This window comes from Methylobacterium isbiliense (assembly GCF_022179325.1).
Classification (GTDB): domain Bacteria; phylum Pseudomonadota; class Alphaproteobacteria; order Rhizobiales; family Beijerinckiaceae; genus Methylobacterium; species Methylobacterium isbiliense.
This window is the reverse complement of the sequence record NZ_BPQQ01000097.1, coordinates 1-24,878: the sequence shown is the minus strand read 5'-3', so window position 1 is coordinate 24,878 and position 24,878 is coordinate 1. Positions and strand designations below refer to the sequence as shown.

28 protein-coding genes are annotated in these 24,878 nt (G+C 70.1%); 12 read left to right on the top strand and 16 right to left on the bottom strand.

Features of this window, described 5'->3' with window-relative positions:
- Window positions 1–6: 6 nt before the first annotated feature.
- From MFF61_RS29900 to MFF61_RS29875, 6 genes are all read right to left on the bottom strand, one after another.
- The gene (locus tag MFF61_RS29900; protein WP_238241329.1) at window positions 7–819 is read right to left on the bottom strand and encodes a lytic murein transglycosylase; all 813 of its coding nucleotides are present in this window, start codon (window positions 817–819) and stop codon (window positions 7–9) included.
- Between the two features lie 125 nt (window positions 820–944).
- The gene (locus MFF61_RS29895) at window positions 945–1,682 is read right to left on the bottom strand and encodes an amino acid ABC transporter ATP-binding protein (protein WP_238241359.1); all 738 of its coding nucleotides are present in this window, start codon (window positions 1,680–1,682) and stop codon (window positions 945–947) included.
- A 59-nt stretch (window positions 1,683–1,741) separates the two neighbouring features.
- Window positions 1,742–2,578 (bottom strand): transporter substrate-binding domain-containing protein, encoded by an 837-nt coding sequence (locus MFF61_RS29890; protein ID WP_238241328.1) that lies wholly within the window; start codon window positions 2,576–2,578, stop codon window positions 1,742–1,744.
- Window positions 2,579–2,610: 32 nt separating this feature from the next.
- Window positions 2,611–3,261 carry an amino acid ABC transporter permease gene (locus MFF61_RS29885; protein WP_238241327.1) on the bottom strand — a complete coding sequence of 217 codons (651 nt, stop codon included), beginning with the start codon at window positions 3,259–3,261 and terminating at the stop codon, window positions 2,611–2,613.
- A gap of 11 nt (window positions 3,262–3,272) precedes the next feature.
- On the bottom strand, window positions 3,273–3,944 hold the full coding sequence (locus MFF61_RS29880) for an amino acid ABC transporter permease (protein ID WP_238241326.1): 672 nt from the start codon (window positions 3,942–3,944) through the stop codon (window positions 3,273–3,275).
- Between the two features lie 41 nt (window positions 3,945–3,985).
- Window positions 3,986–4,600 (bottom strand): biliverdin-producing heme oxygenase, encoded by a 615-nt coding sequence (locus MFF61_RS29875; protein WP_238241325.1) that lies wholly within the window; start codon window positions 4,598–4,600, stop codon window positions 3,986–3,988.
- Between the two features lie 418 nt (window positions 4,601–5,018).
- Here MFF61_RS29875 and MFF61_RS29870 point away from each other — a divergent pair, with 418 nt between their 5' ends.
- From MFF61_RS29870 to MFF61_RS29845, 6 genes are all read left to right on the top strand, one after another.
- Window positions 5,019–6,719 carry a methyl-accepting chemotaxis protein gene (locus MFF61_RS29870; RefSeq protein WP_238241324.1) on the top strand — a complete coding sequence of 567 codons (1,701 nt, stop codon included), beginning with the start codon at window positions 5,019–5,021 and terminating at the stop codon, window positions 6,717–6,719.
- Between the two features lie 314 nt (window positions 6,720–7,033).
- A complete protein-coding gene (locus MFF61_RS29865) occupies window positions 7,034–7,690 on the top strand; it encodes a DUF938 domain-containing protein (RefSeq protein WP_238241323.1) in 657 nt (218 codons plus the stop codon).
- Window positions 7,687–9,195: a flavin-containing monooxygenase gene (locus MFF61_RS29860; protein WP_238241322.1), complete on the top strand. Its 1,509-nt coding sequence runs from the start codon at window positions 7,687–7,689 to the stop codon at window positions 9,193–9,195. Before MFF61_RS29865 ends, MFF61_RS29860 begins: the two co-directional genes overlap by 4 nt.
- A 72-nt stretch (window positions 9,196–9,267) precedes the next feature.
- Entirely contained in the window at window positions 9,268–9,450 is a 183-nt protein-coding gene (locus MFF61_RS29855) for a hypothetical protein (RefSeq protein ID WP_238241321.1), read from the top strand.
- Window positions 9,450–9,677: a hypothetical protein gene (locus MFF61_RS29850; protein WP_238241320.1), complete on the top strand. Its 228-nt coding sequence runs from the start codon at window positions 9,450–9,452 to the stop codon at window positions 9,675–9,677. Before MFF61_RS29855 ends, MFF61_RS29850 begins: the two co-directional genes overlap by 1 nt.
- 132 nt (window positions 9,678–9,809) lie before the next feature.
- Window positions 9,810–11,432 carry an alpha-amylase family glycosyl hydrolase gene (locus tag MFF61_RS29845; protein WP_373324817.1) on the top strand — a complete coding sequence of 541 codons (1,623 nt, stop codon included), beginning with the start codon at window positions 9,810–9,812 and terminating at the stop codon, window positions 11,430–11,432.
- Between the two features lie 42 nt (window positions 11,433–11,474).
- On the opposite strand, the gene MFF61_RS29840 is transcribed toward MFF61_RS29845, so the two are convergent.
- Together MFF61_RS29840 and MFF61_RS29835 are read right to left on the bottom strand one after the other, a co-directional pair.
- Window positions 11,475–11,963 carry a MarR family winged helix-turn-helix transcriptional regulator gene (locus MFF61_RS29840; RefSeq protein WP_238241318.1) on the bottom strand — a complete coding sequence of 163 codons (489 nt, stop codon included), beginning with the start codon at window positions 11,961–11,963 and terminating at the stop codon, window positions 11,475–11,477.
- 77 nt (window positions 11,964–12,040) lie between these two features.
- The gene (locus MFF61_RS29835) at window positions 12,041–13,264 is read right to left on the bottom strand and encodes an ABC transporter substrate-binding protein (protein WP_373324815.1); all 1,224 of its coding nucleotides are present in this window, start codon (window positions 13,262–13,264) and stop codon (window positions 12,041–12,043) included.
- A 206-nt stretch (window positions 13,265–13,470) separates the two neighbouring features.
- Between MFF61_RS29835 and rpmF the strand changes: the two genes are divergently transcribed.
- Window positions 13,471–13,656, top strand: coding sequence for a 50S ribosomal protein L32 (gene rpmF / locus MFF61_RS29830; RefSeq protein ID WP_012334986.1), 186 nt, complete (start codon window positions 13,471–13,473; stop codon window positions 13,654–13,656).
- A gap of 31 nt (window positions 13,657–13,687) precedes the next feature.
- Here rpmF and MFF61_RS29825 read toward each other — a convergent pair whose 3' ends face one another.
- Window positions 13,688–13,915 (bottom strand): hypothetical protein, encoded by a 228-nt coding sequence (locus tag MFF61_RS29825; RefSeq protein WP_238241317.1) that lies wholly within the window; start codon window positions 13,913–13,915, stop codon window positions 13,688–13,690.
- A gap of 71 nt (window positions 13,916–13,986) precedes the next feature.
- The gene (phaR, locus tag MFF61_RS29820) at window positions 13,987–14,586 is read right to left on the bottom strand and encodes a polyhydroxyalkanoate synthesis repressor PhaR (RefSeq protein WP_238241316.1); all 600 of its coding nucleotides are present in this window, start codon (window positions 14,584–14,586) and stop codon (window positions 13,987–13,989) included.
- Window positions 14,587–14,881: 295 nt separating this feature from the next.
- Between phaR and MFF61_RS29815 the strand changes: the two genes are divergently transcribed.
- From MFF61_RS29815 to MFF61_RS29805, 3 genes are all read left to right on the top strand, one after another.
- On the top strand, window positions 14,882–16,063 hold the full coding sequence (locus tag MFF61_RS29815; RefSeq protein WP_238241315.1) for an acetyl-CoA C-acetyltransferase: 1,182 nt from the start codon (window positions 14,882–14,884) through the stop codon (window positions 16,061–16,063).
- Window positions 16,064–16,197: 134 nt separating this feature from the next.
- Window positions 16,198–16,926 (top strand): acetoacetyl-CoA reductase, encoded by a 729-nt coding sequence (gene phbB / locus MFF61_RS29810; RefSeq protein WP_238241314.1) that lies wholly within the window; start codon window positions 16,198–16,200, stop codon window positions 16,924–16,926.
- 202 nt (window positions 16,927–17,128) lie between these two features.
- Window positions 17,129–17,383 (top strand): hypothetical protein, encoded by a 255-nt coding sequence (locus tag MFF61_RS29805; protein ID WP_238241313.1) that lies wholly within the window; start codon window positions 17,129–17,131, stop codon window positions 17,381–17,383.
- Window positions 17,384–17,636: 253 nt separating this feature from the next.
- On the opposite strand, the gene MFF61_RS29800 is transcribed toward MFF61_RS29805, so the two are convergent.
- The 5 genes from MFF61_RS29800 to MFF61_RS29780 all read right to left on the bottom strand — a co-directional run bounded on the left by MFF61_RS29800 (window position 17,637) and on the right by MFF61_RS29780 (window position 21,509).
- A complete protein-coding gene (locus MFF61_RS29800) occupies window positions 17,637–18,137 on the bottom strand; it encodes a hypothetical protein (RefSeq protein ID WP_238241312.1) in 501 nt (166 codons plus the stop codon).
- Between the two features lie 16 nt (window positions 18,138–18,153).
- Window positions 18,154–18,882, bottom strand: a complete 729-nt coding sequence (locus tag MFF61_RS29795) for an amino acid ABC transporter ATP-binding protein (protein WP_238241357.1) — start codon at window positions 18,880–18,882, stop codon at window positions 18,154–18,156.
- Window positions 18,883–18,942: 60 nt separating this feature from the next.
- Complete coding sequence (locus MFF61_RS29790; RefSeq protein ID WP_238241311.1) at window positions 18,943–19,635, bottom strand: amino acid ABC transporter permease; 693 nt, start codon at window positions 19,633–19,635, stop codon at window positions 18,943–18,945.
- A 42-nt stretch (window positions 19,636–19,677) separates the two neighbouring features.
- Window positions 19,678–20,400: an amino acid ABC transporter permease gene (locus MFF61_RS29785; protein ID WP_238241310.1), complete on the bottom strand. Its 723-nt coding sequence runs from the start codon at window positions 20,398–20,400 to the stop codon at window positions 19,678–19,680.
- A 203-nt stretch (window positions 20,401–20,603) separates the two neighbouring features.
- Window positions 20,604–21,509 (bottom strand): amino acid ABC transporter substrate-binding protein, encoded by a 906-nt coding sequence (locus tag MFF61_RS29780; protein ID WP_238241309.1) that lies wholly within the window; start codon window positions 21,507–21,509, stop codon window positions 20,604–20,606.
- 238 nt (window positions 21,510–21,747) lie between these two features.
- On the opposite strand from MFF61_RS29780, the gene dgcN reads away from it, so the two are divergent.
- Both dgcN and dgcA read left to right on the top strand, forming a co-directional pair.
- A complete protein-coding gene (gene dgcN, locus MFF61_RS29775) occupies window positions 21,748–22,770 on the top strand; it encodes an N-acetyltransferase DgcN (RefSeq protein ID WP_238241308.1) in 1,023 nt (340 codons plus the stop codon).
- Window positions 22,767–23,747: an N-acetyl-D-Glu racemase DgcA gene (gene dgcA, locus MFF61_RS29770; RefSeq protein WP_238241307.1), complete on the top strand. Its 981-nt coding sequence runs from the start codon at window positions 22,767–22,769 to the stop codon at window positions 23,745–23,747. The genes dgcN and dgcA overlap by 4 nt, the downstream gene beginning before the upstream one ends.
- A gap of 544 nt (window positions 23,748–24,291) precedes the next feature.
- On the opposite strand, the gene MFF61_RS29765 is transcribed toward dgcA, so the two are convergent.
- Complete coding sequence (locus MFF61_RS29765; RefSeq protein ID WP_238241306.1) at window positions 24,292–24,630, bottom strand: hypothetical protein; 339 nt, start codon at window positions 24,628–24,630, stop codon at window positions 24,292–24,294.
- Window positions 24,631–24,878: the final 248 nt, after the last annotated feature.

Genomic DNA, 24,878 nt, shown 5'->3' with positions numbered 1-24,878 from the left:
GGTGCCCTACTCGCCGTCGATCTGGCGCCCGAGCAGGGCCAGAGCCCGCTGGTAGACCGAGGCGGCGTTCCAGGCCTGGAGCGCGCCGAAATTGGCCTCGCCGGGCTGGTAGCCCGCGCCCGCGCGCCAGCCGTGCCCCTTGAGGAAGTTCGCCGTCGAGGTGAGCGCGACGGACGCGTTTTCCAGGCTGCCGCCGGTGCCGTAGTTCAGGATCGCTTTCGGCAGGAACTGCGTGTGGCCGAGTTCGCCGTGCATGGAGCCGCGGGTGCTCGCCGTGATGATGCCGCGGTCGACGAGCTTCAGGGCGGCGTAGAGCTGATCGGTGAAGAAGGCCGAGCGGCGGCAATCGTAGGCCAGGGTCGCCACCGCCGAGAGGGTGTTCTGGTTGCCGCGCACGGCCCCGAACCCGGTCTCCATGCCCCAGATGGCCAGCAGCGGACCGGGCGGCACGCCGTAGCGGTCCTCGATCGAGGCGAACAGGGCGGCGTGGGTGCGCTTGAGCGCGCGCCCGCGCGCCACGATGGTGGGGCCGCCGCGCTTGGCCAGGAACTGGTCGAGGGACAGGCGGAAGCTCTTCTGGCCGCGGTCGGCCGAGATGGTCGCCGTGTTGTAGCTGGTCGTCATCAGGGCCGCGATGGCGTTCGCGCTGACGCCGTTCGCCCGCGCCTCCTCGGCGAAGTCCCGCTTCCACGCCTCGAAGCCGCCCGGGCCGTTGCCGCATTGGGCTGCCTGCGCGGTCCCGGCCGCGCAGAAGGCCGCCAGCGCCGCCGCGGCGACACTCGTTCCGATACCGCCCTTGCCGAAACCACCCTTGATCATTCCGGATGTCCTCTCCCTCGGCGCGGATGCGACGCTAGCACGCCGGATCAACCCCGCGCAGACCGATCTCTCCATTCGGTAAAGACACCTCAATCGAGGCTGTGGCATTTGCGGGGCGGACCGTCTCAATTTGTCTCGGGCAGCCCCGCCGGCAGGATCTGGCTGAGGAAACGGCGCGTGCGCTCGTTGCGCGGATGGTCGAAGAAGGCCGCGGGCGGCGCCACCTCGACGATCTCGCCCTGATCCATGAACACCACCCGGTCGGCGACCCGGCGGGCGAAGCCCATCTCGTGGGTCACGACCACCATGGTCATGCCGCTCTCGGCGAGTTCGACCATCACGTCGAGCACCTCGCCCACCATCTCGGGGTCGAGGGCCGAGGTCGGCTCGTCGAACAGCATGATCTTGGGGTTCATGCACAGCGAGCGGGCGATGGCCACGCGCTGCTGCTGTCCCCCTGAGAGCTGCACCGGGTACTTGTGCGCCTGCTCGGGGATGCGTACCCGGGCGAGGTAGGTGCGGGCCGCCTCCTCGGCGGCGGCCCGGCTGAGCCCGCGCACCTTCATCGGCGCGAGCATGCAGTTCTCCAGGGCGGTGAGGTGCGGGAAGAGGTTGAAGCGCTGGAACACCATGCCGATCTCGCGCCGCACCGCCTCGATGCCCGGCAGGTCCGGCCGCAGCTCGACGCCGTCGACCGTGATGGTGCCGTCCTGGTGCGCTTCGAGCTGGTTGAGGCAGCGGATCAGGGTCGACTTGCCGGAGCCCGACGGCCCGCAGACCACGATCCGCTCGGCCCGGTGCACGTCGAGGTCGATGGCCCGCAGCACCTGGAAGCTGCCGAACCACTTGCTCACGCCGCGCATCGTGACGACGGGGGCGCGCTCGCCTGGCGGCTCGCTCACGGCCACTCTTCCTCGCCTCGTCAGAATTGCGGCATCGGCGGCAGCGTGCCGAGCGGGGTGCCGAACCAGCGCTTGTTGATCTCGTCGAGCTGCCCGTTGCCGGCGATCTCGGCGATGAAGCCGTTGGCGTAGTCGCGCAAGGCGGTGTCCGCCTTGCGGAAGGCCATGCCGTTGGCCTGCTGGCGCAGGTTGAACTTCGGCTCGATCTGGAGCGAGGCGTAGTCCTTGGTGAGCTGCGCCAGGACGGTGTTGCTGGCCCCGATCGACTGCACTTGGCCGGAGATGATCGCCTGCGTGGTGGTGGCGTCGTCGTCGAAGCGCATGATGCGGGTGCCGGAGGGCGCGATGGCCGAGACGGCGGTGTCCTGCGTGCTCGCGCGCGCCACCCCGATCGTGACCGCCTTCAGGTCCTCGGGCTTGCCGATGGCGAGCGACTTCGGCGCCAGCACGTAGGTGGTGAGCGCGCTGTAGGGGTTGGAGAACAGCACCTGCCGCGAGCGCTCGGCGGTGATGCCGAAGGTCGCGATCAGGAGGTCGATCTTGTTGGTGAGGAGGTATGGGATCCGGTTCGGCCCCGTCACCGGGACGAGTTCGAGCTCGACGCCGAGCTTCTTGGCGAAGAGCCGGGCGACGTCGACGTCGTAGCCCGCGGGCTTCTGCTGGGCATCGGTGCCGCCGAAGGGCGGATAGTCGGTGAGCACGCCGACCACGACCTTGCCCTTGGCCTTGATCTCCTCCGGCGTGGCCGCCGCGGCCGGCCCCGCGCCCGTCAACAGGCTCGCCGAGAGGCCTGCCAGGACGAGGCCCCCCGCCAGCATCCGTCCGAAGCGCCGCCGCGCCATCGTCACTCGGGTCATCCGGTTCCTCCCTGTCCGCCGCACGCGGCCGTTCATCGGCTCGCGAGGGTGAGCTTCCTCTCGATCCGCCGGCTATAGGCCGAGAGCGGCCAGCAGATCACGAAATAGACGAGGGCCACCAGCCCGAAGAGCGTGAAGGGCCGGAAGGTGGCGTTGTTGATGATCTGCGCGGCGCGCGTGAGTTCGACGAAGCCGATGATCGAGGCGAGCGAGGTCGCCTTGATGAGCTGGACCAGGAAGCCGATCGTCGGCGGGATGGCGATGCGCACGGCCTGCGGCACGACCACCAGGGCCATGCGCGGCCAGTAGCGCAGGCCCAGCGCCGTCGCGGCCTCGGTCTGCCCGTGCGGCACCGTCTCGATGCTGCCGCGCCAGATCTCGCCCAGGAAGGCGCTCGCGTGCAGCGACAGGCCGAGCGCCGCCGCGGTCCAGGGATCGACGTTGATCCCGAAGATGCTCGGCACGAAGAAGGCCAGGAAGAGCTGCATCAGCAGCGGGGTGCCCTGGAACACCGTGATGTAGCCCCGCGCCAGGAGGCGCAGGGCGCGGATCTCGCCCGTGCGCGCCAGCGCCACCGCGAGCCCGCCCACCGCGCCGCCCAGGAAGGCGATCAGCGACAGGAGCAGTGTCCAGCGCACCGCCAGCAGGATGAACAGGATGTCGCCTTCGCTCAACGTCCGCATGGCGAGGCCCCCTACCGCCGGCTGGGCTTGCGCAGGAAGGCCTGCTCGATGCCCGCGAAGGCGCTCCACAGCACGACCGAGAGGGCGAAGTAGATGCCCGTGACGACGAGGTAGACCTCGAAGCTGCGGAAGTTGCGGGACTGGATGTCGCCGGCCGCCGCCGTCAGCTCGCTCGCGGCGATCGCCGAGCAGACGCTGGAGTTCAGCATGAGCAGGATGAACTGGCTCGTCAGCGCCGGGTAAATCGCCTGGATCGCCGGCTTGAGCACCACGTAGCGGAAGATCTGCAGCGGCTTCATCCCCAGCGACCGGCCGGCCTCGATCTGGCCCCCGTCGATGCTCTCGATGCCGGCGCGGATGATCTCGATGCCGTAGGCCCCGACATTGACCACGAGCGCGGTGAGCGCGGCGGCATCGGGCGAGAGGCGAAGCCCGATCGAGGGCAGGCCGAAGAAGATCAGGAAGATCTGGATCAGGAACGGGGTGTTGCGGATCAGCTCGATATAGGCGTCGATGATCCAGCGCAGCCAGACCGGCCCCGAGGTCTTGGCGAGCGCCCCCAGCACCGCCACCACCATGCCGATGGCCATCGCGAGCGTCGACAGGACGAGCGTATGGGCGGCGCCGGCCGCGAGTTCGGGCCAGTAGGCGAAGACCTCGCCGAACTCGAACTCGTAGGTCATGGCTGCCCGTGCATCCTCCCGCGGCGGGTCCGGACCCTATCCTACCCTACCGTATGCGCCAGCGCGCCGGGCGACGCCACTGTGGACGCCGCCCGCTCGAAGGCCGCGAAGGCGGCGAGCGCCCCCTCGGTCATCCGCCCGAGCCCGGCCTCGTCCGGCGCCGCGCCGTCGAGGCGCGCGAGGAAGCTCGGCCAGAAGCGCCGGCCGCGGCCGTGGTCGAGGTAGCGCAGGTTCGCGCAGGCCGCCGGATCCCCGCCCGCGAGCACCGCCCGCCGGATCATCGCGCCGCCGAGGCGCGAGCCTTCGAGCACGTACAGCACGCCGAGGAGCGTGTCGCGCTCAAGGGGCGCCCCGGCGCCGGCGGAGGGGGCGTAGGGCTCGTCGAGGCCCGCGAGGTCGGCGAGCAGCGCCGCGCCGCGGCGGCGCGCCGGCCAGTCCGGCAGCACGGCGGCGGCGCCGGACGCGTCGAGCCGCGCCTCCAGCGGGATCAGCGCGGCGGCCGAGGCCCGCAGGAAGGCGCCGTAGGGACCCCGCTCGGGCAGGCGGGCGAGGTCGAAGGCCGCGTCGAGCCGCCGATGGGCCGCCGCGGTGCGGGACCGCAGCACCGCGTGGACGCGCCCGTCCCGGCTGGTCGCGGTGGAAAGCGGCTGTGGCACGGCGGGGCGTCTCCTCGCGGTCGGCCGCGCGTGGCCGGGAATCTGATCGTGACCGCAGCTTGGGCCAGCGCGTTGGGCCAGCGCGGCCCGCCTCCCGCCCCTAGCCGTTCGGAGCGGTTCTGCCTAGGGGCGGAGCCCGACACGCCCGGCCGTGTCGAGGGCTGCCGAGGGTGGTGAGGGGACCCTGGGCTTCCGCTGCGAAGCGGACGTTCCGTCTCCGGCCCAACGTTGCCGCTTGTCCGGCGAATGGGCGTGCCTGTGAGCTGCGGTTTCGCCTCTGGAGCTTCCGGCGAGAGAGGTCGGCGGCAACCAAATGTTAGTCGGTTGTGGGCAATTATTTTGGGCAGATGCGCAGAATGCGCGCGCGGGTGGTGCAGCAGACGGGCTCTCGCTGGCAGATCCCGCTTGGAGGAACGCGATGCTCTTCTTCTCCGACCGGGATACGTCCGCCAAGCTCGACGCGCTCGACCGCTCGCAGGCCGTCATCGAGTTTGCTCTCGATGGCACGATCCTGACGGCGAACGGCAACTTTCTGAGCACGGTCGGCTACACACTTGCCGAGGTCCAGGGACAGCATCACCGCATGTTCGTCGACTCGGCCGAACGAGAGGGGGCGGCCTACCGTGAGTTCTGGGCCTCTCTCGCTAGAGGAGAGTTCAAGGTCGCCGAGTTCAAGCGCATAGCGAAGGGTGGTCGCGAGATCTGGTTGCAGGCGACCTACAACCCGGTGCTTGATCGTGCTGGCAGGCCCTGCAGGGTGGTCAAGTTCGCCAGCGACATCACCGACCAGAAGCTTCAGACGCTCGACCTCGAGGGCAAGTTCGCGGCCATCGATCGCTCGCGGGCGGTCATCGAGTTCAGGATCGACGGAACGATCCTGACCGCGAACCGGAATTTCCTCGACACGGTCGGCTATGACCTCGACGAGGTCGTGGGCCAGCATCATTCACTGTTCGTGGATCCAGCCGAGAGGCAGAGTGCAGCCTACCGCGCGTTCTGGGAGGCGCTGGCACGCGGCGAGTTTCAGAAGGCGGAGTTCAAGCGCTTCGCCAAGGGCGGCCGCGAGATCTGGCTGCAGGCGATCTACAATCCGATCCTGGATCCGGACGGCAAGCCGTTCAAGGTGGTCAAGTTTGCCAATGACGTAACCGCCGAGAAGTTGCGTACGGCCGACATCCTTGGCCAGATCGCCGCGATCAATCGCTCGCAGGCCGTGATCCATTTCGATCTTGACGGCAACGTGCTCGACGCCAACGAGAATTTCCTTGCTGCCGTCGGCTATCGCCTGGACGAGATCCAGGGCAAGCATCATCGCATGTTCGTCGCGCCCGACCTGGCTAACACCCCGGAGTACCGGCAGCTCTGGGAGAGCCTGCGTACAGGCGCGTACCGGTCTGACGTGTTCAAGCGCGTCGGCAAGGGTGGCCGGGAGATTTGGATCCAGGCGAGCTACAATCCAATCTTCGATATGAACGGTAAGCCGTTTAAGGTGGTGAAGTACGCCACCGACATTACCGCCAAGATGGCCGCCCAGATCAGCGCCAGCGGAGCCTCCCAGCAGACGCTGTCGAGCGTCCAGAACGCGGCGGCGGCCGCCGAGGAACTGAGTGCCTCGCTCAGCGAAATTTCGCAGAACCTGGTGCAATCCCGTGCGGAGGTTGAGGCCATGCACGAGCGTGCTCAGGCCGCTGATCAGTCGACCGTGCAGCTCAATGCGGCCACAGCCTCAATGACTGGTGTAGTTCAGCTCATCCAAGGTGTGGGCGAACAGATCAACCTGCTCGCGCTCAACGCCACCATCGAGGCCGCACGCGCGGGCGAGGCTGGCCGCGGCTTTGCGGTCGTGGCTGGCGAGGTGAAGAGCCTATCGGCTCAGGTCACCAAGGCGACAGGCCGAATTGCCGAGGACATTCAGTCAATGCAGGGTATTGCCGCAGACGTCGTCTCTTCGCTGACCGGCATCGCGCACTCAATCACCTCCGTGCGCGAGGTGGTCTCGGACGTCACCCTGGCTGTTGAGCATCAGGCTGCGGCAACGCGGGGGATTTCGGCGAGTATGCAAGCCGCCTCCGAGAGCGTGTCAAGTATCGATCAGAACCTGCGCGCTTTGGTGATATGAAAATGACAATAAAAGAGAAGCGACGATTTTCTCATGGGTAAGCTTGTACGACACTGACCGTGCCAGCTATTTCATCGTTGGTAGATCAAAAGGATTGAAAGCGGACCTGCCAAAGGACCGCTGTGGATCGCAGGCAGCCGGCCCCATGGTCAGGCGGGCCGCGTTCCGACTTCGGCCGGAACGGCGCGGGGTCGTGCCGCCCGGATTCTGCTCCTGCGCCATTCGCCGAACCGGTGACCGCGCCGGCGAATGGTGCTTAGAGTCGCGCCGCCGGACGTCGCAGGCCGGCAGGGCAGGGGAGAGCAGGGGGCGCGATGCTCGGATGGGACCTCGACGGGGAGGCGCTGATCGCGCCCGCCGTCGCCCGCAACAAGGAGGCCATCCTCGGCGTGCTGCGCCGCGTGCTCCCGCCCACCGGCCTCGTGCTGGAGGTGGCCAGCGGCTCGGGCGAGCACGCCGTGCACGTGGCGGCGGCCTGTCCCGGCCTTGTCTGGCAGCCGAGCGACCCGGAGCCGGCGGCGCGGCGCAGCATCGCCGCGCATGCGCGCAGGGCCGGCCTGCCGAATCTGCTGCCGCCGCTCGCCCTCGACGCGGCGGCGCCGCACTGGCCGGTGGAGCGGGCCGACGCGGTCGTGGCGATCAACCTCGTCCACATCGCGCCCCTCGCGGCGGCGGCGGGGCTGATGGCTGGGGCCGGCCGTCTCCTGCCGGCGGGCGCGCCGCTCGTGCTCTACGGACCCTTCCTGGAGGACGGCGTCCCGACCGCTCCCGGCAACCTCGCCTTCGACGCCGATCTGCGGCGGCGCGATCCGGCCTGGGGCCTGCGCGACGTGGCCGATCTGGCCGCCTGCGCCCGCACGCACGGGCTCACCCTCGCCGAGCGGATCGCGATGCCGGCCAACAATCTCACCCTGGTCTTTCGCGCCGCAGGCGAAGGACCGGGCCCCGACCGAGGAGCCGACACCCCGTGAGCCCGAGCCCCGCCCCATCCGACCTTGCGGCGACGCGCGATCTCGACGTGCTGGTGGTCGGCGCCGGCATCTCCGGCATCAGCGCCGGTCACGCCCTGCAGACGCGCTGCCCGACGCAGACCTACGCGATCCTGGAGGCGCGCGAGGCGATCGGCGGCACCTGGGACCTCTTCCGCTATCCCGGCCTGCGGTCGGATTCCGACCTCTACACCTTCGGCTTCAGCTTCCGGCCCTGGTCCGGGGACAAGTCCATCGCGGACGGTCCGGCGATCCTGCGCTACCTGCGCGAGACGGCCGCCGCGTACGGCATCGACCGGAAGATCCGCTACCGCCACCGGGTGCTGCGCGCGGACTGGCGGTCGCAGGACGCGCGCTGGAGCGTCGCGGTGCAGGTCGGGGACGATCCCGCACCGGTCCGCTTCACCTGCCGGTTCCTCTCCGTCTGCGCCGGCTACTACGATTACGACGAGGGCTACCGGCCGGACTGGCCCGGGACGGAGCGCTTCGCCGGGCCGATCGTGCACCCGCAGGCTTGGCCGGAGGATCTCGACTACGCGGGCAAGCGCGTGGTGGTGATCGGCAGCGGCGCCACCGCGGTCACCCTGGTGCCCGAGATGGCGACGCGCGCCGCCCACGTCACCATGCTGCAGCGCTCGCCCAGCTACGTCCTGTCGATGCCCGCCGCGGACCCGGTCGCCACCTGGCTGCGCCGCTACCTGCCGGCCCGCCTCGCGCACGGCCTCGCGCGCTGGAAGAACGTGTTTCTCACCCTCGGCTTCTACCAGTTCGCCCGCCGCAAGCCGGACTGGATGGCGCGCCAGATCATCGCGCTGGCGCGCCGGCAGCTCGGCCCGGACTACGACGTCGCCACCCATTTCACGCCGGCCTACAAGCCCTGGGACCAGCGGCTCTGCCTCGTGCCGGACGGCGACCTGTTCCGGGCGATCCGGTCGGGCCGGGCCTCGGTCGTCACCGACCGGATCGAGAGCTTCACGCCGGCCGGGCTGCAGCTCGCCTCCGGGCGGCACCTCGACGCCGACATCGTCGTGGCGGCGACCGGCCTCAAGCTGCGGATGCTCGGCGGGCTCACGCTCACCGTCGACGGGCGCCCGGTGGAGGCGCCCGCGACCTTCCTGTACCGGGGAATGATGCTGAGCGACGTGCCGAACCTCGCGGTCGCCATCGGCTACACCAACGCCTCCTGGACGCTGAAATGCGAGCTGACGGCGCGCTTCGTCTGCCGCCTGATCAACCGCATGGAGGCGCGGGGCGACGAGTGGTGCGTGCCGCGCCGCGGAGACGCCATCGGCGAGGCGCCGCTGATCGACTTCACCTCCGGCTACATCCAGCGCGCCCGCGACCTCCTGCCCAAGCAGGGCGCGCGCAAGCCCTGGCGGCTCTACCAGAACTACCTTCTCGACCTTGCCACCCTGCGCTTCGGCAGCCTGGAGGACGGCGCGCTGGAATTCGGGCGCCGCCCGCCCGCGGAGCGCCGCGCCGCCTGAGAGCGGCCGTGCCGAGATGGAACAGGAATACTCCCCCGGGGTTGGCTCGGCAGCACCAGCACCGGAGGACGAATGACGACGAAGCCCCCTCCCGTCCCGCCCGCGAACCGGTCCGACAAGGGGCCGGGCAGCGCCGCGCCCGCCCCGCTCTCGCAGGGCCAGGGCTCCTCGCAGACGAAGGATCCCGACAAGATCGGCCAAGCCGGGAACACCAAGGTGAACACGGTGAACCAGGGCTACCAGCAGGACCGGTGATGAGCACGTCGAAGAAGAACCCCGCCGCGAACCGCCATCACGGCGGCCCCGGCAGCAGCCACCAGGACCATTCCGAGCCCCTGACCGAGGAGCATCACGGCCCGACGCCCGGAAGCCCCACGAACACGTCGAAATCCGGGGTCTCGGGCGGCGGCGGCGAGCGCGACGCGCATCACCGGCACAGCAACCTCGGCCACGCGCCGGACCGGACCGACCGGTCGCACTGAAACGGCCTCCTTCGCGACGGACCTCTCCCGCCGGCCCCGAGCGCGTGTCGGGGCCGGCGGTCACCCGAAGGGCCGGGCTGCCCCCGGGCGGCGGCCCGCAACCCGTCTGGCGATCGACGGCGGCCCGAGATGATGCGCGACGCAACCGACGGCCACGACACCGCCCCCGTCCAGGAGGCCGCGTGGTGGCGGCACGCGGTGATCTACCAGATCTTCACCCCCTCGTTCCGGGATGCGGACGGGGATGGCTGGGGTGACCTCGCGGGCATCATCGAGGGGGTCGACTACCTCGCGCGCCTCGGCGTCGGGGCGGTCTGGCTGACGCCGATCTATCCCTCCCCGCTGCAGGATGCCGGCTACGACATCGCCGATTTCACGGATGTCGGGCGCAACTTCGGCAGCCTCGCCACCTTCGACCGGCTGCTCGCGGCGCTGCATGCGCGCGGCATCCGCCTGATCCTCGACCTCGTGCCCAACCACACCTCGGACCGGCACCCGTGGTTCGTCGAGAGCCGGTCCTCGCGCCGCAGCCCCAAGCGCGACTGGTACGTCTGGGCCGACCCGGCCCCCGGGGGACAGCCGCCCAACAACTGGCTCAGCCGCTTCGGCGGCCCGGCCTGGACGCTCGATCCGGCCACCGGCCAGTGCTACTACCACGCCTTCCTGCCCGGGCAGCCCGATCTCAACTGGCGCTGCCCGGCCCTGCGGGCGGCCATGCACGACGCGATGCGCTTCTGGCTGCGGCGCGGCGTCGACGGGTTCCGGGTCGATGCGGCCGCCGTGCTCGCCGAGGACGCGGCCCTGCGGGACGAGCCGCCGAACCCGGATTTCACCGGCGACACCCCGCCGCCCGAGCGGTTCCGGCGCACCCGCACCGATGCCCAGCCCGTCACGCTCGACTATCTGGCCGAACTGCGCCGCGTGGCGGACGAGTTCCCCGGCCGCGTCCTGCTCGGCGAGGTCGACACAGCGCCCGACACGCTGCCGGCCTTCTACGGCGAGTCGACGCCCCGCCTGCACCTGCCGCTGAACTACCGGCTCATCGACGTGCCCTGGAAGGCGAATGCGGTCGCCCGCACGGTGCAGGACTTCCTCGACGCGCTGCCCGACGGGGCATGGCCCGACTGGGTGCTCGGCAGCCACGACAAGCCCCGGCTCGCGAGCCGGGTCGGGCCGGAGCAGGCCCGGGTGGCGGCGATGCTGCTCCTGAGCCTGCCCGGCACACCGATCCTCTATGCGGGCGACGAGATCGGCATGCCCGACGTCCCGGTGCCGGCCGAGCAGGCGCAGGACCCGTTCGAGCGCTGCGTGCCGGGCTACGGCCTGAGCCGCGATCCGTTCCGCTCGCCGCTGCGCTGGGAGCCGGGACCGCGGGGCGGCTTCACCACGGGCGAGCCCTGGCTGGCGATGGGCGCGCTGCCGGATGCGTGCAGCGTCGCCGCGCAGGAGACGGATACGGACTCGCTCCTCGCCCTGACCCGTCGGCTGATCGCCCTGCGGCGGGAGCGGGCCGACCTGCGGGCCGGGCGCTACCGGCGGCTCCTGAGCGAGGGCGGCGTCTTCGCCTTCGCGCGCTGGGGCGGCGGCACGGGCTGCACCGTGATCCTCAACCTCACCGCCTCGATCGTCACCCCGGCCCTGTCCTGCCGCGGCAGGGTCCTCGCCTCGGCGCGGCCGGGGCGCGAGGGTGAGCGCGTTGAGGGACCGGTGCGGCTGGGCCCGCATGACGGCCTGATCGTGGGGGATGAGGGCTGAGCCGGGTCGCGCTGCCGCCCCCTTCACCTGTGCTGTCGCCGCTCAGAGGCCATCGTCCCCCTCCGGCCCCGCCTCCTCGTCCGCCATGTCGCGGCAGCCCTGCTCCACCCGGCGCAGCAGGCGCAGCAGCACCGCGCGCTCCTCGGGTTCGAGCAGGGTCGCGATCCGCTCCTCGTGCGCGGCCTCGCGGCGGTGGAGTTCGGTCATCAGCGCCGCGCCCGCCTCGGTGAGGAAGAGCGCGTGCGAGCGCCGGTCGGCGGGCGCGGGCTCCCGCCGCACGAGGCCGCGCCGCTCCAGCTCGTCGAGGAGCGGCCCGACATTCGCCCGCTTGATGCCGATCAGCGCGCCGATCTGGCTCGGCTTGAGGCCCGGCGTGCCCTCGATGACGTTCAGGACGCCGAGCTGGGTCTGGCGCACGTCGAGATCGGAAAAGATCTGGACGAAGCTGCGGGAGATGGCGACCTGGGTGCGCCGCAGGGTGTACCCGAGCAGCCCTTCGAGGTGGGTGAGGCCGACGAACTCTCTCTGCAACTCCGGCGCGTCCCTGTGAGCGGAATCTCCCGCAGCCACCTGCCCGCGATCGCCCCGGGACGCAAGGCCCGGCCCGCTCAGCCGCCGCAGGCCGGGTTCATCGGCAGGAAGGCTTCCGCGGCCGGGATGGTCCGCACGGGAGCGTAGTAGTCCCACGGCCCCTTGCTCACGGCGGGCGTCTTCACGCGCCAGAGCGTGGTGTCGTAGAGCAGGCGTCCATCCGCCCGCAGGGTCGCGCTCTGCCCGAACAGCGCCACGGGGGCGGCGCGCATCGCCTTGTTCACGGCGAGGGCCTCGTCGGTGCCGGCCGCCTCGATCGCCTTCAGGTAGTGGCGCGTCGCCGTGTAGATCAGCGCGTGGATCTTGGTCGGCATGTGGCCCACCGCCTCGACGAAGCGCTTGGCGAAGGCCCGGGTCTCGTCGCTCTGGTCCCAGTAGAAGACCGACGAGAAGGTCAGGTTCTGCGCCACCGGCAATCCCAGACCGTGGATGTCCGTGACGTAGACGAGGAAGCCGGCGATGGTCTGGCGTCCGGTCATCAGCCCGAACTCGTTGGCCTGCTTGACCGCCTTGATGAAGTCGTCGCCGACGCTGGCGAGCGCGACCACGTCGGCGCCCGAGGCCTGGGCCTGCAGCACGAAGGACGAGTAGTCGGCCGTGGCGATCGGGTGGCGCGACGTGCCCACCACCTTGCCGCCCAGCCCCTGGATGACCTCGGTGGCCTGCTTCTGCAGGGCGGCCCCGAAGGCGTGGTCGACGGTGATGAAGTACCACGACGTGCCGCCGCGCTCGTAGACCGCGCGGGCGGTGCCGGCGGTGAGGGCGTGGGTGTCGTCGGTCCAGTGCGAACTCACCGGCGAGCAGGACTTGGCGGTGAGGTCCTGGGTCGCCGCCGAGGTGATCATCACCGTGCGGTTCTTCTCGCGGGCCACCGCCTGGACGGCGAGCGCGATGGCGGTGACCGGCAGGTCGAGGATGGCGTCGACCCGGTCGACGTCGTACCAGCGCCGCGCCAGCGCCGAGGCGACGTCCGGCTTGTTCTGGTGGTCGGCGGAGATCACCTCGACCGGCTTGCCGAGGACGCGGCCGCCCGCGTCGCGCACCGCCATCGTGGCCGCGGCCACCGAGCCCTTGCCGCCGCTGTCCGCGTAGGGACCCGAGAGGTCGGTGAGCACCCCGATCCGCACGACGTCGTCCGACACCTGCGCGGCGGCGGGGCCGGCGAGGGCGAGGGGGGCCAAGGCGCAACAGGCCAAGGCGAGCGGCAGGAGGACCTGCGGAAGACGGGCGCGACGGGGCACGGTGGTTCCTCCCTGAGATCAGCCCGGGCTGTCCCGCCCGGTGGCCGTCCGCTCCTAGCTGATCGGGGCCGTCTGCGCACCTCCGGTGGGGGCTAGCCAGGGCCGCTCGTGCCCGGTATAAGCCGCGCTCCAATCGGATCCCAGGGTGCGCGGCGGCTCCGCCCGGAGCGGCCCCGCGCCCGTTTTGTTGCAAGAGACGACGTGTCATGGCCGTTCCGAAGCGAAAGACCTCCCCGTCGCGGCGCGGCATGCGCCGCTCCGCCGATGCCCTCAAGGCCCCGACCTACGTCGAGGACAAGGATTCGGGCGAGCTGCGCCGCCCGCACCACATCGACCTGAAGACCGGCATGTACCGCGGCCGGCAGGTGCTGAAGGTCAAGACCGAGGCCTGAGGCCCATGGGGGCGGCCCGCGCCGCCCCGTCTCAGCCGAGCCGGCGGGCACCCGCCGCGTAGCGCTCCGAGGCCTCGCGGCTGCGCCGCAGGCGCGAGGGGCGCAGCGACCCGGCCGGCCCGTCGATCAGCTGCACCAGGAACGTCGCCAGGGGGCGGGCGGGCACGCACGCCGCCGGTTGCGGCGTCTCGATCACCGTGAGCGCCCGCGAGGGCGCCGTCTCGTCCGCATCCGGCCGGTCCGTATCGGAATGGGACATGCTCCAGCCTCCCCGCGGAATCCGCGGCCTGCGCCGCAAGGGCCGGGCCGCAGGACCCGCGTCCCGAGGGCCTACTTCTTGGCCAGGGCGTCGAGCCGGTTCTGCATCTCCAGCATCTGACGCTTCAGGTCGTCGAGTTCCCCCTTGGAGGCCGAGGGGGGTGCCGCGGGCGGGGGCGCTTCGGCCGGCTTCTCCGGCTGGCCGGCCTGCGCGAACGGCGCGAACATCCGCATGGCCTCGCTGAAGAAGGTCATGTTGGCGCGCACCTGCTCCTCCATCGCGTGCTGGAAGGCGCTCGCCCCGAAGGTCTGGGACATCTTCTCGCGCAGGCCGTTCTGCTCGCGCGCGAGATGGTCCATCGAGAATTCGAGGTAGCTCGGCACCATCGCCCGCATGCTGTCCCCGTAGAAGCGGATCAGCTGGCGCAGGAAGGCGACCGGCAGGAGGTTCTCTGTCCCCGCCTTGTTTTCCTGCTCGAAGATGATCTGCGCCAGCACCGAGCGGGTGATGTCCTCGCCGGACTTTGCGTCATAGACCACGAAATCCTCGCCGGCCTGCACCATCGCGGCGAGATCTTCGAGCGTCACGTAGGTCGACGTGCCGGTGTGATAGAGACGCCGGTTGGCGTACTTCTTGATGACGGTGGGAGTTGACTTGCCGCTGTCCGCCATCTCGACGGGGTCTCCTCAAGGTCACCTGCCGCCGGCCCGCCGCAGGGCGCCGGAGACGGTTTTTGTCGCTGTCCTGACGAGACCTTAAGGCCTTCCCATGCCGGCGAAAACAGCAATCTGCACGGCATCCACCCAAACCGTGCCTTGCAACCCTGCTCTTCGCTACCGCAGGCTAGCTTGACTTCCCTGGGGCAAGGGGGTTCATCGGCTATCCGACAGCCGGTCTCGCCCCGGATCCGAGGCGCGGGGCGCATCCGTGGCAAAAGAGCCGGCGGCAGGATTCGAGGAGAGGCTCATGGCAGAGAAGCAGGATATCGTCATCGTCGGTGCGGCCCGCACGCCGGTCGGCTCGTTCAACGGCGCCTTCGCGTCCCTGCCGGCCCACGAACTCGGCGCCATTGCCATCAAGGCGGCGCTGGAGAGGGCCAAGGTCGCGCCCGACGAGGTCGACGAGGTGATCTTCGGCCAGGTGCTCACCGCGGGCGCCGGCCAGAACCCGGCCCGCCAGGCCGCGATGGCCGCCGGCATCCCGCAGGAGGCAACCGCCTGGGGCCTCAACCAGCTCTGCGGCTCGGGGCTTCGCACCGTCGCGGTCGGCATGCAGCAGATCGCCAACGGCGACGCCACCATCATCGTGGCGGGCGGCCAGGAATCGATGTCGATGGCGCCCCACGCCCAGCACCTGCGCGGCGGCCAGAAGATGGGCGATCTCAAGCTCATCGACACGATGCTGAAGGACGGCCTGATGGACGCCTTCAACGGCTACCACATGGGCAACACCGCCGAGAACATCGCCCAGCGCTGGCAGCTCACCCGCGAGGAGCAGGACCGCTTCGCCGCCCGCTCGCAGAACAAGGCCGAGGCGGCCCGCAAGGAGGGCCGCTTCAAGGACGAGATCGTCCCGGTGACCGTGAAGGGCCGCAAGGGCGACGTGGTGGTCGATGCCGACGAGTACATCCGCGAGGGCGCGACCGTCGACGGCATGGCCAAGCTGAAGCCCGCCTTCTCGAAGGAGGGCACCGTCACGGCCGGCAACGCCTCAGGCATCAACGACGGCGCCGCCGCGATCGTGCTGATGTCGGCTGCCGAGGCCGAGAAGCGCGGGCTCAAGCCGCTGGCGCGCATCGCCTCCTGGGCCACCGCCGGCGTCGATCCGCAGATCATGGGCACCGGCCCGATCCCGGCCTCGCGCAAGGCCCTGGAGAAGGCCGGCTGGTCGGCCTCCGAGGTCGACCTGATCGAGGCCAACGAGGCCTTCGCCGCCCAGGCGCTCGCGGTCAACAAGGAACTCGGCTTCGACGATGCCAAGGTCAACGTGAACGGCGGCGCCATCGCGATCGGCCATCCGATCGGGGCCTCAGGCGCCCGCGTGCTGGTGACGCTGCTGCACGAGATGCAGCGCCGCGACGCCAAGAAGGGGCTGGCGACCCTGTGCATCGGCGGCGGCATGGGCGTCGCCATGTGCGTCGAGCGCTGATCGGCCGAGCGCTACGCGGCGGTCCGGGTCGCCCGGGCCGCCGACCAAAAAAAGCCGAGACAGGCGAGGCGGGCAGCCTTCTCGAACGGTCCGCCTGCCTCTAGGGAAGACAACGCACCGACAAGGAGAGGGACATGGCAGAACGCGTCGCACTGGTGACAGGCGGAACGCGCGGCATCGGCGCCGCGATCTCGAAGGGGCTGAAGGCAGCCGGCTACAAGGTGGCGGCGAATTACGGCGGCAACGACGAGGCCGCCAACGCCTTCAAGGCCGAGACCGGGATCTCGGTGTTCAAGTTCGACGTCGGCGATCCGGCCGCCTGCGAGGCGGGCATCCGGGCGGCGGAGGCCGAACTCGGACCCATCGACGTCCTCGTCAACAATGCCGGCATCACCCGGGACGGCATGTTCCACCGGATGAGCTTCGAGCAGTGGCAGGCGGTGATCCGCACCAACCTCGACTCGATGTTCACCTGCACGCGGCCGGTGATCGACGGCATGCGGGCGCGGGGCTTCGGGCGCATCATCCTGATCTCGTCCATCAACGGCCAGAAGGGCCAGATGGGCCAGACCAACTACTCGGCCGCCAAGGCCGGCGTGATCGGCTTCGCCAAGGCGCTCGCCCAGGAGAACGCCAACAAGGGCATCACCGTGAACGTGATCGCGCCCGGCTACATCGCCACCGAGATGGTGAAGGCCGTGCCCGAGGAGGTGCTCAAGTCCAAGATCCTGCCGCAGATCCCGGTCGGCCGCCTCGGCGAGGCCGAGGAGATCGCCCGGGCGGTGGAGTTCCTGGCGGGCGAGCAGGCCGGCTTCATCACCGGCTCGACCCTGACCATCAACGGCGGCCAGTACTTCCACTGACGCCGACGGCGATCCGCCATCCTTCCCGTGTGCGGAGAAGGGTGGTGGACGCCCCATGCCAGTCCTGCCGGCCGCGGCGACAGACGTCTCCGCGCTGGCCCCCAGGTCACGCGCGATCGACCGGTCTCCGCCGCCCCGCCGTGGTCGGAACCGGATTGGTCAACCTGGCGTTGAGCGCCCGTTCTACACGGGAGCAGACACGATGCGCACGACCCTGATCGCTCTGAGTGCCGCCGCGGCCCTGGCCGGGATGTCGACGGCCGTCCTGGCCCAGGACACCACCGTGATCCGGCGCGACGGCCCGGCCGGAACCGTCGTCGAGAAGGACACGACCGGCTCCGTGGAGCGCAAGACCGTCACCCGCTCCACCGACGGGACCGGCTGCGGCTCCAAGACGGTGCACAAGGAGAACAGCCTCGGCGAGTCGAAGACCGTCCACAAGGAGGGCTGCGACTGATCGAGAGCAGTCTGCGACGACGCGGATGCCGGTGCGCCGCAGACGATGCGGCAAACGCGACGATCGAGGGCGGGCTTCACGCTTCACTCTGATCGAAGCCTGCTCCAGACCATCGGAACGGTGCCACGGACGAGGCCCGCGTGGGCCTCGTCTCAGGGGCGTTCCGGCGCCGCCGCTGGCTGCCGCGGGCAAGCCGCGCGGGGCCGGTCGCATCCGGGCTCCATCCGCATCGCCGAGGCGGCAGGCTGGCCGCTCACCGCCGCGGCAGCGGCATCGTGGCGGGCGGGCGCCCGGTCCAGCGCCCGGCGAGCAGCCAGTAGACGAGACCGGCCACGCCGCCGGCGAGGAACAGGATGGCGGTGATCCGGCCCTCGGCGGCGGCCGGGCCGGCCTGCGGCGCACCGCGCATCAGCCAGGGCAGGAGAGCGGTGAGGAAGCCGGTGGCGCCGCCGTACCACGCCAGCGAGCGCCACCGCAGCACCTCGCCGACGACGGCGTTCAGCGTCGGCGGCACGACGACGAGGAGCACCAGCGCCCGCCCGGCCGTGAGCACGGCGTCGAGCATGCCGGGATCCGGCGGATAGCCGGCCGCGAGTTCGGAGAGGATGGCCTCGATCGCCGCGAGCCCGAGCGCGCCGGCGAGGTCGCGCAGGGCCGGATCGAGGAGCACGCCGAGGCCGAGCATGGCCGCGCCGCAGGGGATCGCCACGGCGAGCGCGACGGCGACGACGAGGAGCCGGCCGATCCACCGCATCGCGTGGCGGCCGCCCTCAGTGCGACAGGATCTTCGACAGGAAGGTCTGGGCGCGCTCGCTGCGGGGCGAGCCGAAGAACTCTTCCTTCCGGGCGTCCTCGACGATCTCGCCGCGGTCCATGAAGATCACCCGGTTGGCAACCTTGCGGGCGAAGCCCATCTCGTGGGTCACGACCATCATGGTCATGCCCTCGCGGGCGAGTTCGACCATCACGTCGAGCACCTCGCCCACCATCTCGGGGTCGAGGGCCGAGGTCGGCTCGTCGAACAGCATCACCACGGGGTTCATGGCCAGCGCCCGGGCGATCGCCACGCGCTGCTGCTGCCCGCCCGAGAGCTGGCCCGGGAACTTGTGGGCATGCGCTTCGAGCCCGACGCGCTTGAGGAGCGCCATGCCCTTCTGCTGCGCCTCCTCCCGGCCGCGGCCGAGCACCTTGCGCTGGGCCAGCGTGAGGTTGTCGGTGATCGAGAGGTGCGGAAACAGCTCGAAATGCTGGAACACCATGCCGACCCGCGAGCGGAGCTTCGGCAGGTTGGTCTTCTTGTCGGCGATCTTCGTCCCGTCGACGGTGATCTGACCCTTCTGGAACGGCTCCAGCGCGTTGACGCACTTGATCAGGGTCGACTTGCCGGAGCCGGACGGGCCGCAGACCACCACCACGTCGCCCTTGGCGACGTTGGTGGTGCAGTTGGTCAGCACCTGGAAGTCGCCGTACCACTTGCTGACCTGATCGATGTCGATCATGGGGCCGGCGGCTTGCGGCATCGCGGAGGCGGTCATGGCGGCGTCTCTCCGGAGGGAGCGTCAGCGGATGATGGCGATGCGGCGCTGCAGGCGGCGCACGAGCATCGAGGCGAGGAGGCAGATCAGGAAGTAGACCAGGGCCGCGAACAGGTACATCTCGACGAGACGCCCGTCGCGCTGCGCCACCTTGGAGGCGGCGCCGAGGAAGTCGGTGATCGACAGGACGTAGACGAGCGAGGTGTCCTGGAACAGCACGATGGTCTGGGTCAGCAGGACGGGCAGCATGTTGCGGAAGGCCTGGGGCAGGATGACGTTGCCCATCGTCTGCCAGTAGGTGAGGCCGAGCGCCGAGGCCGCCGCGGTCTGTCCCTTGGGGATCGACTGGATGCCCGCTCGCATGATCTCCGAGAAGTAGGCCGCCTCGAACAGCGTGAAGGTGACGAGGCTGGAGGTGAAGGCGCCGACCTGGATCGGCCGCTCCGCCCCGGTGAGCCACTGCCCGATATACGGCACCAGGAAGTAGAACCAGAAGATCACCAGCACGAGCGGCAGCGACCGCATGAAGTTGACGTAGGCCTTGGCCACCTGCGGCAGCACCGGCAGGCCGGAGAGCCGCATCATCGCGATCAGCGTGCCGAGGATCACGCCGCCGACGGCGGCGAGCGCCGTCAGCGTCAGCGTGAAGGTCATCCCGTCGAGGAACAGGTAGCGCCACGAGTTGAGGATGACGCTGAAGTCGAAATTCGCGAGCATGGGGCGTCAACCGCGGGCGGGAGGGAGGGGGAGCGGCATCGGTCAGCGGGCGCCCGGGATCGCGACGCGGCGCTCGAGGAAGCCCGCCGCCGTCACCACCACGAGGTTGATGATGATGTACAGCACGGTCGCGGCGGTGAACGCCTCGAACACCTGGAACGAGAATTCCTGCATCGAGCGGGCGCGCGCGGTGAGTTCGAGCAGCCCGATGGTCAGCGCCACCGACGTGTTCTTGAGGTTGTTCAGGAACTCGGAGGTCAGCGGCGGCAGGATGATGCGGTAGGCATTGGGCAGGAGCACGTAGCGGTAGGTCTGGGCGGTGGTGAGCCCGAGCGCCGTGCCGGCCATGCGCTGGCCCCGCGGCAGGGCCTGGATGCCGGCGCGCACCTGCTCGGCCACGCGCGAGGCGGTGAAGAAGCCCAGGCACACCACGGCGGTGTAGAACGGCGCGTTCGGCAATTGCTTCAGCCAGTCGCCCCAGGCCCGCGGCAGCACCTCCGGCAGCACGAAGAACCACAGGAACATCTGCACGAGGAGCGGGATGTTGCGAAACAGTTCGACGTAGCCGTTGCCGAAGGCCTGTGCGGCGCGGCTCGGCAGGGTGCGCATCACGCCGACGACCGAGCCGATCGCGAAGGCGATCACCCAGGCGCAGAGCGCCGTGACGATCGTCCAGACGAGCCCGGAGAGGAGCATGTCGGCATAGGTGCCGGTGCCCTCCGGCGACATGTCGAAGAAGATGCCCCAGTTCCAGTTGTAGTTCATGTCGCGCCCCGCCGGCGGGCTCCGCGGAGCCGTCGCCGTCTCCCTGACGTGTAAGCCATTCTCGGCCGCGCTCGGGCCGGAATCAACGATATCCACTGCGCAAGCGTGCCGGCGCAGGGACGCCGCGGGGCGGCGGGCCTTGGCGCCCGCCGCAAGACGTTCTCCGCAAGACGCCCTCCGCACGGGGTGCGGAGGGCATTGCGTCAGTACATCGCCGGGTCGGGGCTGTCGCTCGGCGTGGCGAAGGCCTTCTTAAGCGCCTCGTCCATCGGCAGGTTGAGGTTGATGTTGCGCGGCGGGATCGGCTTGGTGAACCACTTGTCGTAGGTCGTCTTGCCCTCCGGGCTGCGGTAGAACGCGGCCGTGGCGTCGTCGACCACCTTCTTGAACGGCGCGTCGTCCTTGCGCAGCATGATGCCGTAGGGCTCGGGCTTCGAGATCGCGTCCTTGGAGATGACGTAGGCGTCGGGCTCCTTGGAGCCGGCCGCGAGCGAGGCCAGCAGCACGTCGTCCATCACGAAGGCGACCGCGCGCCCGGTCTCGACCATCAGGAACGCCTCGGCGTGGTCCTTGGCCGGCAGGATTGTCAGGCCGAGCTTGTTGGCCGTGTTGTACTCGTTGATCTGGCGGATGTTGGTGGTGCCGGAGGTCGACACCACGGTCTTGCCCTTCAGGTCATCGAACTTCGTGACGTTGCTCGCCTTCTTGGCGACGAAGCGGCTGGCGGTGAGGAAGTGGGTGTTGGTGAAGGCGACCTGCTTCTGGCGGTCGACGTTGTTGGTGGTCGAGCCGCATTCGAGGTCGACGGTGCCGTTGGCGATCAGCGGGATGCGCGTGGCCGAGGTCACCGGGTTGAGCTTGGTCTCGAGCTTGTCGAGCTTCAGATGCGCTTTGACCGCATCCACCACCTTGTAGCAGATGTCCATCGCGTACCCGACCGGCTTCTGGTCGCCGTCGAGGTAGGAGAACGGCACCGACGAGTCGCGGTACCCCAGGGTGATCGCGCCGGTATCCTTGATCTTCTTGAGGGTGCCGGTCAGCTCCTGGGCCGAGGCCGGGAGCGCGGCGAGGCCGGCGAGCAGGACCGGTACGAGGCGTCTCAAGCGCATTTCTGTTCTCCTTTTGGGCAAGGCCTTACGTCCGCCATCCCGGGCCGTGGCGTCAAGGTGGTGCCGAGGGTTGCCGGGGGACCGGCGGCGCGGGACGCGCCTTCCGGCCGGCATTTTGCAAAAGCCGGGCCAGCGTCCGGCGACGGTTGCGCGCGTGCCGGGGCCGCGCGAAGGTGCGGCCCGAGGCCCCGCGCCGGCACGCCGCCGGCCCCGACAACGCCCCCGCGGAGCGGAACGCATGCAGATCGCCACCCCCTACCTGATGTTCCTCGGCGACGTCCCGGACCGCCTCGCGGCCAAGACCGCCTACGGCATCGTCGACTGGCGGCCGGACTGGTGCGTGGGACAGGTGCGGCTGCCCGGCTGCGCGGCCGATCTCGGCCTGCCCGACCTCAGCATCGCACAGGGGGTCGAGAAGGGCGCCCGGACGCTGATCGTCGGCGTCGTCAACGCGGGCGGGGTGCTGCCCGACCACTGGATCGCCACCATCGTGGCGGCGATCGAGGCGGGGCTCGACGTGGCGAGCGGTCTGCACACCCGCCTCGGCTCGGTCCCGGCCATCGCGGAGGCCGCCGCCCGCACCGGCCGCCAGCTCCACGACGTGCGCCACTCCGACCAGCGCTTCGACACCGGCAAGGGTACCAAGCGGCCGGGCCGCCGGCTCCTCACGGTCGGAACCGACTGCTCGGTGGGCAAGAAGTACACGGTGCTGGCCCTGGAGGCGGGGATGCGCGCGCGCGGCTTCGACGCCGACTTCCGCGCCACCGGCCAGACCGGCGTGTTCATCTCCGGCCGCGGCGTCGCCATCGACGCGGTGGTGGCGGACTTCATCTCCGGTGCGGTGGAGTGGATCTCGCCCGCGGCCGCCCCCGAGCACTGGGACCTGATCGAGGGCCAGGGCTCGCTGTTCCATCCCTCCTTCGCGGGCGTCAGCCTCGGCCTGCTGCACGGGGCGCAGCCCGACGCCGTCGTGGTCTGCCACGAGCCGACCCGCACGACGATGCGCGGCGTGCAGCACCCGCTGCCCTCGATCCAGGAGGTCATCGACCTGACGCTGCGCTGCGGGCGCCTCACCAACCCGGGGATCCGCCCGGTCGGCATCGCGGTGAACACGCAGGCGCTCGGCGAGGAGGAGGCGCGGGCGCTGCTCGCGCGCTTGGCGGCCGAGCACGACCTTCCGGCCACCGACCCGGTGCGCTTCGGCGTGGAGGGAATCGTCGAGCACCTCGCGGCGCTCTATCCGGCCGGGGTGTCCCGGTGATGCGCCTCGACGTCGCGGTGGAGCGCTGGCCGATCGCCGGCCGCTTCACCATCGCCCGCGGCAGCCGCACGGAGGCGGTGGTCGTCGTCGCCCGCATCACGGACGGCCGCGTCACCGGCCAGGGCGAGTGCGTGCCCTACGCCCGCTACGGCGAGACCGTGGAGGGGGTGCGCGACCTCATCGCCGCGCAAGGCGAGGCGATCGCCGCCGGCGCCGGCCAGCAGGATCTCCTCGCCCGCATGAAGGCGGGGGCGGCCCGCAACGCCCTCGATTGCGCGCTGTGGGACTTCGAGGCCAAGACCCGGGGCGTGCGGGCGCACGACCTCGCCGGGCTGCCCGCCCCGGCCCCCGCCACCACCGCCTACACGCTGAGCCTCGGCACCCCGGAGGAGATGGAGGCGGCCGCGCGCGCCGCCGCCCACCGCCCGCTCCTCAAGGTGAAGCTCGGGGGGGCGGGCGATCCGGCCCGCATCGCCGCCGTGCGCCGCGGCGCGCCGGACTCCCGCCTCATCGTCGATGCCAACGAGGCGTGGCGGCCCGACACGCTTCAGGCCAACCTCGCGGCCTGTGCGGCGGCCGGGGTCGGCCTGATCGAGCAGCCGCTCCCGGCCGGGGACGACGCGCCGCTCGAAGACATCGCCCGCACCATCCCGCTCTGCGCCGACGAGAGCCTGCACGACCGCGCCGGGCTCGACGTCCTGGCCGGGCGCTACGACGCGATCAACATCAAGCTCGACAAGGCGGGCGGCCTCACCGAGGCGCTGCTGCTGGCCCGCGCCGCGCGGGAGCGGGGCCTGTCGATCATGGTCGGCTGCATGGTCGGCACCTCGCTCGCCATGGCGCCCGCGATGCTCCTGTCGGGCTTCGCGGATTACGTCGACCTCGACGGGCCGCTGCTGCTGGCGCGCGACCGCGAGCCGGGCCTGCGCTTCGAGGGCAGCATCGTCCACCCGCCCGAGCCGGCCCTGTGGGGGTGAAGTGCCGTGATCGCGTTTGAACGGACGCGCCTCGGCAGTTGGCTCGGCCCACCTCACCTCGATGAAAGCGGCCTTAGGCGTACTGGATGAGCACCCACGTCACTGCTTTTCCGTCGTAGGGCGGCATGCGATTGCCCTCGGAGATCGGAGCGGTTGTGCTCGGCGTTCCCTCGACGCGCCACACGCCGCTCTCGGGGCAGCTCTCACCCGTGCGGGCTTTCGTTCCGAGTGGAGCGCGCTTCTTCGCAGACATGGTGACTCCTCTGACATGGCTCGATCTTGTGTCGAGACTGATGGCCGCCTGTTGGACGGGGGCAGCGAGTTATCACGAAGAGTGCGGCTTGGAGAACGCTGCTTATTCAAAAAATGAATTGCACGATTGAGAAAATAGACCCTCGCTTTCCGCTGGAGGCTGTTTTCCGTATGTACGTGAAGTAATTGTGCTGCCGATCAGGGATTGCATATTTACAGTTTTTTCACATGTGAGTTCGAAATTTGAGGGGCGCTCCAACCATGTTTAGCGCATGGCCGTCGATATTCATGATCAGCCGGGCGCGGTCAGGCACGAGAGTTTGCCGACGTTGTATCCGGGAGGCGGACAGGTCACGTAGGTGCAGGTGCAGCCGTACTTCCACTTGCATGTGTAGGAACCGAGCGACTGGCCGCTGTTCAGCGACGTCGTCATGCGCCTGCAGCTGTCATCCCGTTTGAAGCCCTTGGGCAGGGTTTGCGCCTGCGCCTGCGTCGCCGCGAACGCGGCGCAGACGAGGAGGGCCTGAAGGATCCTGGTCATGTTGCGTGTCCCTTCTGTCGATCCCGCATCGGCCGACCGGCGGGCGGTCATCGCCCTGACGATGCGCAACGGCAGGTCCAGAGCGGCCACGGGCGGTGGCGCAAGACGTGTCGGGCAGCATGGCGACGAAACCATCATGTATTCAGAACAGGAGAAAGAAAATAGAGACTTGGGCGCCGCTTGACGGAAGTGTCGTGCTCCGTGCGCCCGTGCACATCGGCGTCAGGACGGGGCCTTGTTTGGGGGCTTGCGGGTGCTGGTCTCGAGCCGGACGGCCTGCGCCCGACGCGCGCTTGCCCACTAAGCAGATCTCGCAAAAGTGGTCGCCGGTTTTGCGA